The organism is Paraburkholderia sp. BR10141, assembly GCF_056155635.1.
The window spans coordinates 1-10,828 of record NZ_JBMIQH010000074.1; the positions used below are offsets into that span (position 1 = coordinate 1).

Sequence of the window (10,828 nt, forward strand, 5' to 3'; positions counted from 1 at the left end):
GATAATTGCTTGCAAAGCCTTGAATTATAGCCGCAAACCAGGATCGCCCCTGGCATTTACCGGGGTTGGGCGTCCAGCGGGGAAGGTCGGAGGGTTGCGGCCGCCTCGGTTTAGATGAGGGCAGGTTGCGCGCACATCAAGAGCGCGCGCGGCCATGCAAGGCGGCAAGCGCACGGCGTGCCGGCCTGAGACAGCTCCAACCCCGCTCAAACGGCCGACGGCGCGACGTCGTTGCGGCGCCACACGAGCCATCGCTCGCGCCCGACGAACACGGGCAGCGAGTCGGCCACGGGCTGATCGTCGGCCAACGTGAAGTACGGCGTGAGCAAGGCGTCGAGTTCGTCGCGCGCGATCGCGAACGGCGGGCCCTTGGGCGTCTCGCCGATGAAGAAATAGCCCGCGAGCAATGCGCCGGGCTGCAACAGCTGGGCCATGCGGGTGGCGTAGCTCGCGCGCTGCGTTTTGGGCAGCGCGCACAGGAACGCGCGCTCGAACACCCAGGCCGGCATGAACGGCGGCGTGTAGGCGTAGAAGTCCGCCTCTTCGACGACACCGGCGTACTGCCCCAGCGCCGTGCGCGCGCTCGCGACCGCGGCCGGCGCGAAGTCGATGGCGCGCACCGTACGGCCGCGCTCGGCGAGCCAACGTGCTTCCCAGGCATTACCACAGCCCGGAATCAGCACCGCGGCGCCAGGGTGCGCCGTGGCGAAGGCTTCGAACTGGCGCTGCACGCCCGCCTGATCCCACGGCGTGAAGCCGCGCGCAAAGCGCTCATTCCAGAACGAGGGCGACGCCGGGTCGCGGGTTTCGAACTCGGGCACTTCGCCCGGTTGCGGCGGCAGGGTCGGGTCGCTCATCGTCTCACTCCTTGTTCACGTGGTCCGTCAGCCGCCGTAGGCAAACGCGAGCCACACGCGCGCGGCCACCATGCCCACGCCCACGGCAACGCCGAACAGGAGCAGGCCCTGCAGCATGCGGTTCGTGCGGCGTTGCTCGGCGAGCATCGCGCGGATCGTCTCGTCGTTCGCGAAACCGCCCGGTTCCTGGCGATGCAGGAGCGCCTGGTGCACGAGGCGCGGCAATTGCGGCAGCGTCTTGCTCCATTGCGGCGCTTCGATCTTGAAGCGCTCGTACCAGCCGCGCAGGCCGATCTGCTCGGTCATCCAGCGCTCGAGATACGGCTTCGCTGTTTTCCAGAGATCGAGCTCCGGATCGAGCGAGCGCCCGAGACCTTCGACGTTGAGCATGGTCTTTTGCAGCAGCACGAGCTGCGGCTGGATTTCCACGTTGAAGCGCCGCGAGGTCTGGAAGAGGCGCAGCAGCACCTGGCCGAGCGAGATGTCCTTCAACGCCCGGTCGAAATACGGTTCGCACACGGCGCGAATCGCGCTCTCCAGCTCCTCCACGCGCGTGTTGGGCGGTACCCACCCCGATTCGATATGCAGCGTCGCCACGCGATGATAGTCGCGCTTGAAGAACGCGAGAAAGTTCTGCGCGAGATAATTCTTGTCGAAGTCCGACAACGCGCCGACGATGCCGAAATCGAGCGCAATATAGCGGCCGAAATGCACGGGATCGAGACTCACCTGAATGTTGCCGGGGTGCATGTCGGCGTGAAAGAAGCCGTCGCGGAACACCTGCGTGAAGAAGATCTCGACGCCCTCGCGCGCGAGCTTCGGAATGTCCACGCCTGCCGCCCGCAGCTTGTCCACCTGGCTGATCGGCACGCCGACCATGCGCTCCATCACCAGCACGTTGGCCGTGCTGAATTCCCAGTACATTTCCGGCACGAGCAGCAGGTCGAGGCCCGCGAAATTGCGGCGCAACTGGCTGCCGTTCGCGGCCTCGCGCATGAGGTCGAGCTCGTCGTGCAGGTACTTGTCGAATTCTGCCACCACTTCGCGCGGCTTCAGACGCTTGCCGTCGGCCCACAGGCGCTCGGCCCACACGGCGATGTCGCGCAGCAGCGCGAGGTCGGAGTCGATCACCGGACGCATGTTCGGGCGCAGCACCTTCACCGCCACCGGCTTGCCCGCGTGCTGGCCCGACTTCACCTTGGCGAAGTGCACCTGGGCAATCGATGCGCTCGCCACCGGCACGCGCTCGAACTCGTCGAAGATCGTGTCGACCGGTGCGCCCAGCGACTTCTCGATCAGGCCGATCGCCACGTTCGAATCGAACGGCGGCACCTGGTCCTGCAGCTTCGCCAGTTCGTTTGCGATATCGGGCGGCAGCAGATCGCGGCGCGTGGACAGCACCTGGCCGAATTTCACGAAGATCGGGCCGAGGCTTTCCAGCGCGAGACGCAGACGCAAACCGGGCGGATCGTCGAAGCGACGGCCGATCGTGGTGATGCGCAGAAGCAGCGCGACACGCCGGTCGTTGATCCGGCTCAACATCATCTCGTCCAGGCCGAAGCGGATGACGGTGAAGAAAATCTTGAGGAAACGCAGAAAACGCATGTCTGGGGGGCCTGTTGACTAGCGCGAGCCGCGCGGCGCAGCGCTTTGGCTCCCGCCGCCGGCCTGTGATTTTTGTTCGAGCCGCTCGATGCGCTTTTCCACGCGCGCCAGCGCGTCGCGTGCGCGCGACAGCTCTTCATTGAAGCCGTCGAGCTCGGCGCGCCGCACGAGCTGCGGATTTTCATCGAGCAGATATTCCGTGACCGAGCCGAGCACGTTGCGCCCGGTGCGCAGGGCCTGCTCGCTCGCGGCGCGCGCGAGCGTGGCGATGCGTGAAGCCGGCGCGTCGCCGATCAGCTTCGCGAGGTCCTCTTCGGGCTCCCAGCGCAGATGCTCGGCGAGCTTGCCGATGACCTGCGCAAACTCGGCATCGCCCTCGATCTTCACGTGCTTCATCACGGCCGCCTGGCCGCCCTGCATGAACGACGAGAGCGCGCCTGCGGGCAGCGAGAGCGTCACATCGACGTCGCCCGCATCGTGGTCCTCGACCGCGCCCAGATAGCCGTCCGGCTGCACGAGCAGCGTGAGCACGATGGGCGCACAGGTGAGACGGGCCGTCTTGCCGGCATAGGGGGCGAGACGCTCGCGTGCCCACGTTTCGCGGGCGAGCAGGTGATTGACGGCGGCAGCGAAGGGCTTGGCGGCAAGAGTCATCGGCTTGGAATAAGAAAACCCGCACGGGCACAAGCCCGGGCGGGTTCCTATTGTAACGTTCGAGCCACAGGATCGCGCCGCCGCCCTGCCCTGTCGAATGCGGCGGGGCGCCTGGAAGGCACCGCACTGCGATCTGGATCAAGTCACGAGACGCTCGGCCCGGCTACCGGCTCAGTGAGATTCGACCTGCTGGATGCCCGCGAGCAGCCAGCCTTCGCCCGACGTGCGCGACTTCGAGAGATTCCATACCTCGACGAACGGCGCGGCCGGCTCACCCATGGCTTCGCGAATCAGGCCGGAGAAGCGCACGCTCGCAAGGTATTCGCTGCCGCGGTCTTCCACGCCGAGCAGGTCCGCGTTGAGCTGCACGACGTCGGTCTGGTTGGGCTGCGCGCCGCGGCCCGCGAGATCGACGCGGATTTCGGCGAACATCTCGGGCGTCGTGAATTCGCGGATGTCGTCCATGTTGCCCGCGTCCCATGCGGCCTGCAGGCGCACGAAGTAAACCTTGGCATTGCGTACGAAGGCTTCCGTGTCGAAGCCGGCCGGAATCGACGCCGCTGCCGGCGTATCGATTTGCGGCGTGCTCAGCGGATTGGCTTCAGGCGCGAGGTACTGCCCCGTGGGCGGCGCGGTGTAGCGCGGCTCCTGCGGCTGATACCCGCCCGACGACGGGTTCATGCTGTTCGACGCATACCCGCCCTGGTACGCGGGTTCCGCGGCACGGCGGCGGCTCATGAACTTGCGGATCAGCCAGACGGCGATAAAGGCGATGATCGCAATGACGATCATGTTGGCCATCATGCCGGCAAACGCCTCGCCAAGACCGAAGTGCGAAAGCAGCGCGGCGATGCCAAGACCCGCTGCGAGGCCCGCGATCGGCCCAAGCCAGCGATTGCGCGCCGGTGCGGGCGCGGGCGTGGGAGCCGGCGTGCCGGGAGCGCGCTGGGCGCCGGCCTGCTGCGCGGGATTCGCGGGGGTGGGCTGGGCCGGCGGCGGCGTGGTGCTGCGCTGCGTAGCCGTGGACGACTGCTTGCCGAAACTGCGGCCGCCACCCATGCGGCGAGCCTCTGCGTCGAACGATGCGAGGCTGCCGGCAATCATCACGCCGGCAAGGGCCAGGACGCCGATTCGTCTGGCCCATGACGATGAAAGCTTTTTGGAAGCAGCGTTGCAGGGCTCAGACATGGCGAAAATTCCTTTAAAGACAGTGAGTTGGGAACACTAATACTTTGTGCCGACGTGTAAGGCTACCACGCCAGCTGACAAATTGTAATATTTGACGGCTTCGAGGCCGACTTGTTCCATCATCGTCTTGAGTGTTTCCTGGTCCGGATGCATGCGGATCGATTCCGCGAGGTACTGGTAGCTGTCCGCGTCCTGGGCGAAGCGCCGGCCAAGCCACGGCAGCACCTTGAACGAATAGACGTCGTACGCCTTCTTGAGCGGCTCCCAGACCTTCGAGAATTCGAGCACGAGCACGCGGCCGCCCGGCTTGAGCACACGGCGCATCTCGGCGAGCGCAGCGTCCTTGTGCGTCATGTTGCGCAGCCCGAAAGCCACGGTCACCACATCGAAATAGTTGTCCGGAAAGGGGATTTTCTCGGCGTCGCAAAGGAGCGCCGGCGTGATCACGCCGTTGTCGATGAGGCGGTCGCGGCCCACGCGCAGCATCGACTCGTTGATGTCGGTGTGCCAGACCTCGCCCGTCGGGCCCGCTTTCTTCGCGAACGCCATGGAAAGGTCGCCGGTGCCGCCCGCGATGTCGAGCACCTTCGCACCGGGCCGGATGTTCGCCTGCGCGATCGTGAACGCCTTCCACGCGCGGTGCAGCCCGCCCGACATCAGATCGTTCATCAGGTCGTAGTTCGAGGCGACCGAGTGAAACACGCCGGCCACTTTCTTCGCCTTGTCCTGTTCGTCGACTGTCTGATAGCCGAAGTGGGTTTTGCTCATCGCGCTCGTCCTTTCGCGGAAGGGTGTTCTATTGGTGTGCTGCGCCGCGTCTGTCAGAGATGCGGCGGGGCTGGATCGTAACAGGAAGCGTCAGTGGCAGTGGCCATGCGCGGCAGGAGGCGCCGCCATCGGAGCGTCGCGCTCGACGCCCGCCGCCTTCAGTCTGGCGAAATATTCCGCCCAGAGCTCGTCCTGGCGTGTGGCGAGCTCATAGAGCTGGTCCCACGAGTAGATGCCGGTGTTGTGGCCGTCGGAGAACGTGGGCTGCAGCGCGTAGTTGCCGACACCTTCCAGCGCCGTAATCGTCACCTCGCGCTTGCCCGTCTGCAGCGTTTCCTGGCCGGCGCCGTGCCCGCGCACCTCCGCCGAGGGCGAATACACGCGCATCAGCTCGAAGGGCACGCGGTAGCTCTCCCCGTTCGCATACTGGAGTTCCAGCACGCGCGAGACGGCGTGCACCACGACGCCGCTTGGCACCGGCGTATCGGATTTCAGTCCACTCATGATCGTTCCCGCTGTTGGATGCGTGTTGGACGCGTATTGGACGCAATTGGACGCTCACCGCGCCCGCCCGCTCAGGCCTTAAGCCTGCTCCATTTCGTGGCGCACCGCGTCGCGCAGCAGCGTGGCCTGCGCGCGGCGCTGGCCCAGCATTGCCTCGGACACTGTGCGCTGGCGCGGTGCCCAGACGGGCAGCGGGAAATGGGCATCGTTCGTGAAGCGCGGAATGACGTGCCAGTGCACGTGCGGCACCTGGTTGCCGAGGCTCGCCAGATTCACTTTCGAAGGCTGCATGACGCGGCGCAGCGCACGCTCGACGGCGTACACCGCGCGCATCAGATGTTCCCGGTCGGCCGCGCCCAGGTCCGAGAATTCGGCGACGTGCGCATTCCAGATGACCCGGCAGAAGCCGGGATAGTCGGCCTCGGCAGTCGCGAGCACGACGCGCATGCGCTCGTCCTGCCACAGCACGTCGCCGCCTTCCTCACTGCAGAATACGCATGTCATCGTCGTCCTCGAACCCGTTCACGGAAAATTGAGCGCAGCCATTAGACCAGCACGCGCTCGATTCCGCCATTGTTCGCGTTCTGAACGTAGTCCGCCATCCAGTTTTCGCCAAGTATGTGGCGGGCGATTTCCACCACGATGTAATCGGCTTCGATGTTGGCGTCCTCGTTGTACCGCGACAGACCCTGGAGGCACGACGGGCAAGAGGTGAGAATCTTGACGTCCTGCGTCGTACCCTGCCCGCCCGCTTCCTGCTGCGTCGCCGGCTGCACCCCGTTCGCGCCGTTGCCGACGATCGGAATGCCACGCAGCTTCGCCGCGCCCTTGCGGATTTCCTCTTCCTTGCGGAAACGCACCTGCGTCGAAACGTCCGGGCGCGTCACGGCCAGCGTGCCCGATTCGCCGCAGCAGCGATCGTTCTTCTCGATCTTGTAGCCGTCGTGTTCAGCACCCATCAGCTCATTGACGAGCTTGACCGGATCCATCGTCTTGATCGGCGTGTGGCACGGGTCGTGATACATGTAGCGCGTGCCCGTCACGCCGTCGAGCTTGATGTCCTTCTCGAGCAGGAACTCGTGGATGTCGATGATGCGGCATCCCGGGAAGATCTTGTCGAATTCATAACCCGCGAGCTGGTCGTAGCACGTACCGCACGACACCACGACGGTCTTGATGTCGAGGTAGTTCAGCGTGTTCGCGACGCGATGGAACAGCACGCGGTTGTCGGTGACGATCTTCTCGGCCTTGTCGTACTGGCCCGAGCCGCGCTGCGGATAGCCGCAGCACAGGTAGCCCGGCGGCAGCACCGTCTGCACGCCCGCTTCCCAGAGCATCGCCTGGGTGGCGAGGCCCACTTGCGAGAACAGACGCTCCGAGCCGCAGCCGGGGAAGTAGAACACCGCTTCCGAATCGACGTTCGTCGTCTTCGGGTTGCGGATGATCGGCACGATCTTGTTGTCTTCGATGTCGAGCAGCGCGCGCGCCGTCTTCTTCGGCAGGTTGCCCGGCATCTTCTTGTTGACGAAGTGGATCACCTGCTCGACCACGGGCGGCTTGCCCGTGGTGGCGGGCGGCAGCGCCGTCTGCTTCTTGACGAACTTCTTCAGCACGTCGTTGCCAAGGCGCTGCGCCTTGTAGCCCACGCCCATCATCGCGGTGCGCGCGAGGTTGATGGTCTGCGGGTTCGTGGCGTTCAGGAAGAACATGCCCGCCGCGTTGCCCGCGTTGAACTTCTTCTTGCCCATCTTGCGCAGCAGATTGCGCATGTTCATGGTCACATCGCCGAAGTCGATCTTGACCGGGCACGGCGTCACGCATTTGTGGCAGACCGTGCAGTGGTCGGCCACGTCGTTGAACTCGTCCCAGTGCTTGATCGACACGCCGCGGCGCGTCTGCTCTTCGTACAGGAACGCCTCGACCAGCAAGGAAGTCGCGAGAATCTTGTTGCGCGGGCTGTAGAGCAGGTTCGCGCGCGGCACGTGCGTCGCGCACACGGGCTTGCACTTGCCGCAGCGCAGGCAGTCCTTCACCGAATCGGCAATCGCGCCAATGTCGGACTGCTGCATGATGAGCGACTCGTAGCCCATCAGGCCGAACGACGGCGTGTAGGCGTTGCGCAGGTCGGCGCCTTCGAGCAGCTTGCCCGCGTTGAAGCGGCCTTGCGGATCGACGCGTTGCTTGTAAGCGCGGAACTCGGCGATCTCTTCGTCCGTGAGGAATTCGAGCTTCGTGATGCCGATGCCGTGCTCGCCCGAGATCACGCCGTCGAGCGAACGCGCGAGCTTCATGATGCGCGCGACCGCATGGTGCGCGTCCTGCAGCATCTCGTAGTTGTCGGAGTTGACCGGCAGGTTCGTGTGCACGTTGCCGTCGCCGGCGTGCATGTGCAGCGCCACGAATACGCGCCCGCGCAGCACCTTCTTGTGGATCGCCTGCGTCTCGTCGAGGATCGGCTTGAATTCGCCGCCGTTGAAGATCTTGCGCAGTTCCGCGCGGATCTCCTGCTTCCACGAAATCCGCACCGTGCGGTCCTGAGTCACGTGGAAGACGTTGGCGTCGGGCTGCACGTCCACGCGGTCGGCGAACTTCTCCGCCAGCGCCTCGTAGCCCAGCTGCACGAGGTAGTGCTGCGCCTCGCGCAGCGACAGATCGAGCTTCTCGCCCACGAAGGTCCAGCGCTCGCGCACGCGCTTGAGCAGGTCGAGCGCCTGCTGGACGCGGTCTTCGAGCAGTTCCGCGGAGGGGATCTCGTTCGCGTCGTCGGTCTTGCCGAGCGGCAGCTTGCCCGCCTTGAAGAACGCTTCGAGCGCGTCGACCAGTTGCAGCTTGTTCTTGATCGACAGCTCGATGTTGATGCGCTCGATGCCGTCCGTGTACTCGCCCATGCGGTTGAGCGGGATCACGACGTCTTCGTTGATCTTGAACGCGTTGGTGTGCTTGGCAATCGCGGCCGTGCGGCTGCGGTCGAGCCAGAAGCGCTTGCGTGCCTCGGCGGACACCGCGACGAAGCCTTCGCCGCTCTTGCCGTTGGCCATGCGAATGACTTCCGAGGTCGCGGCGGCCACGGCATCGGCGTCGTCGCCGACGATGTCGCCGATCAGCACCATCTTCGGAAACGCGTTGCGCTTGCTCTTGGTCGCGTAGCCCACGGCGCGCAGATAGCGCTCGTCGAGGTGCTCGAGGCCCGCGAGAATCGCGCCGCCCTGCTTCGACGTCTCGAACAGGTAGTCCTTGATCTCGACGATGCTCGGAATCGCCTCGCGCGCCTGGCCGAAGAACTCGAGGCACACCGTGCGCGTATGCGCGGGCATCTTGTGCAGCACCCAGCGCGCGGACGTGATGAGCCCGTCGCAGCCTTCCTTCTGCACGCCCGGCAGGCCGGCGAGGAACTTGTCGGTGACGTCCTTGCCGAGGCCTTCCTTGCGGAAGCGCTTGCCTTCGATATCGAGCGATTCAGCGCGCAGCAGCTTTTCGCCCGGCGCGTATTCGCCGTCGAACCACTTCAGCTCGAAGCGCGCCACGGGAATGTCGTGGATCTTGCCCATGTTGTGGTCAAGACGCGTGACCTCGAGCCAGTTGCCCTGCGGGTCGACCATGCGCCACCAGGCGAGATTGTCGAGCGCCGTGCCCCACAGCACCGCCTTCTTGCCGCCCGCGTTCATCGCAACGTTGCCGCCGATGCAGGACGCATCGAGCGAAGTCGGATCGACGGCGAAGACGAAGCCCGCCGCGTCGGCGGCCTCGGTTACGCGGCGCGTGACCACGCCCGCGCCCGAGAAAATCGTCGCGACCTTGCGGTTCACGCCCGGCAGGTCGATCATCTCGACGGGGCCGAGCTGCTCGAGCTTTTCGGTATTGATGACGGCCGAGAACGGCGTGAGCGGCACCGCGCCGCCCGTGTAGCCCGTGCCGCCTCCGCGCGGAATCACGGTGAGGCCGAGTTCGAAACAGGCCTTGATGAGGCCCGCGATTTCGGCTTCGGTATCGGGCGTGAGGACGACGAACGGATATTCCACGCGCCAGTCGGTCGCGTCGGTCACGTGCGAGACGCGCGAGAGGCCGTCGAAACGGATGTTGTCCTTGGCCGTGCGCTTGCCGAGCACCTTCGTCGCGCGGCGGCGCAGGTCGGCCATCTTCTCGAACTCGCCCGCGAAGGCGTCGATGGCGCGGCGCGTGGCGCCGACCAGTTTTTCGACGCGCGCGGCACGATCCACGCCTTCTTTGTCCGTGTGCTCCTGCAGATCGGCGCGGCGGCGCTTCTCGATTTCGGCGAGGCGGTGGTTCAACGCCTCGATCAGGAGCGCGCGGCGCTTCGGATTGTCGAGCAGATCATCCTGCAGATACGGGTTGCGGCGCACGACCCAGATGTCGCCCAGCACCTCGTACAGCATGCGCGCCGAGCGGCCGGTGCGGCGCTCCGCGCGCAGCTCGGCGAGCGCGTTCCATGCGTCTTCGCCGAGCAGGCGGATGACGATTTCGCGGTCCGAAAACGACGTGTAGTTATAGGGAATCTCGCGCAGGCGCGGTTCGATGTCGGCGGCCACGGCGGCGGCGGCGCCGTGAGGATCGAAAACTTGAGGTGCGTTCATGGTTGGACGACTCTTTGGGCCAGTCCCGTGCACGGCTCGCGGCCGCTGCGACGGATACTGACGGGGCGCGTGGGGCGCTATTCTGAAATCGTGTCCGCCTGTGGCAGGCTGCGGACGAAAAGGGTGGGGAGGCACATGGCGGCAACGCTCACGCCGATGGTTCCCCGGCGCTCGGATTTAGCGACACGATCGTGCGTGGCGGGCGTGCCGCTGCGCCGCCGGGCGGGTTACGCGCCGTGCGGGCATCAAATGGGCTGTCCGAGGTTGCCAGTGCATCATCCGATCCTTGTTTCGAAAAAGGATTTTACCGCATGATCCGCACCCGCGCTGACGCTGCGTGGGAACCTGGTGAACACACAAGATTCACTTGCGTTGACGGGCGATTCGCGCCCGATTGCGCGCGCTTTGACGATGATTTGCCTTCCGGCCGGTCGGCGAATCGCGCCGCCGCATCCGGCGCCAGCCGCCAGGCCGCGCCGCCAGCGCTGAAACGGTTGGCGCTATCATTTACGCTTTCCCGCCCTAAACCCGCGCCCGGCGCGCCCTCGCATGGCCTCCCACGACGAATACCTGAAGAAGATCCTCACCGCCCGCGTGTACGATGTCGCCCGCGAAACCGAACTCGAGCGCGCCCCGAACCTCTCGGCGCGTCTGCGCAAC

Annotated in this window: 8 protein-coding genes; all 8 read right to left on the reverse strand. The window is 65.5% G+C overall.

The window, feature by feature from the left end:
* Nucleotides 1-206 precede the first annotated feature (206 nt).
* The 8 genes from ACOJB8_RS40095 to ACOJB8_RS40130 all read right to left on the reverse strand — a co-directional run bounded on the left by ACOJB8_RS40095 (nucleotide 207) and on the right by ACOJB8_RS40130 (nucleotide 10,168).
* The gene (locus tag ACOJB8_RS40095; protein WP_342948408.1) at nucleotides 207-857 is read right to left on the reverse strand and encodes a methyltransferase domain-containing protein; all 651 of its coding nucleotides are present in this window, start codon (nucleotides 855-857) and stop codon (nucleotides 207-209) included.
* Between the two features lie 27 nt (nucleotides 858-884).
* Nucleotides 885-2,462, reverse strand: a complete 1,578-nt coding sequence (gene ubiB, locus ACOJB8_RS40100) for a ubiquinone biosynthesis regulatory protein kinase UbiB (protein ID WP_342948407.1) — start codon at nucleotides 2,460-2,462, stop codon at nucleotides 885-887.
* An 18-nt stretch (nucleotides 2,463-2,480) separates the two neighbouring features.
* Nucleotides 2,481-3,116, reverse strand: coding sequence for a ubiquinone biosynthesis accessory factor UbiJ (locus ACOJB8_RS40105; protein ID WP_069262909.1), 636 nt, complete (start codon nucleotides 3,114-3,116; stop codon nucleotides 2,481-2,483).
* A 171-nt stretch (nucleotides 3,117-3,287) separates the two neighbouring features.
* Nucleotides 3,288-4,304, reverse strand: coding sequence for a Tim44 domain-containing protein (locus tag ACOJB8_RS40110; protein ID WP_475017751.1), 1,017 nt, complete (start codon nucleotides 4,302-4,304; stop codon nucleotides 3,288-3,290).
* A gap of 36 nt (nucleotides 4,305-4,340) precedes the next feature.
* Nucleotides 4,341-5,072 (reverse strand): bifunctional demethylmenaquinone methyltransferase/2-methoxy-6-polyprenyl-1,4-benzoquinol methylase UbiE, encoded by a 732-nt coding sequence (ubiE, locus tag ACOJB8_RS40115; protein WP_069262911.1) that lies wholly within the window; start codon nucleotides 5,070-5,072, stop codon nucleotides 4,341-4,343.
* A gap of 90 nt (nucleotides 5,073-5,162) precedes the next feature.
* Nucleotides 5,163-5,576 (reverse strand): gamma-butyrobetaine hydroxylase family protein, encoded by a 414-nt coding sequence (locus tag ACOJB8_RS40120; protein WP_069262912.1) that lies wholly within the window; start codon nucleotides 5,574-5,576, stop codon nucleotides 5,163-5,165.
* Between the two features lie 78 nt (nucleotides 5,577-5,654).
* A complete protein-coding gene (locus ACOJB8_RS40125) occupies nucleotides 5,655-6,080 on the reverse strand; it encodes an HIT family protein (RefSeq protein WP_069262913.1) in 426 nt (141 codons plus the stop codon).
* A 41-nt stretch (nucleotides 6,081-6,121) separates the two neighbouring features.
* Complete coding sequence (locus ACOJB8_RS40130; RefSeq protein WP_475017754.1) at nucleotides 6,122-10,168, reverse strand: DUF3683 domain-containing protein; 4,047 nt, start codon at nucleotides 10,166-10,168, stop codon at nucleotides 6,122-6,124.
* Between the last annotated feature and the right edge of the window lie 660 nt (nucleotides 10,169-10,828).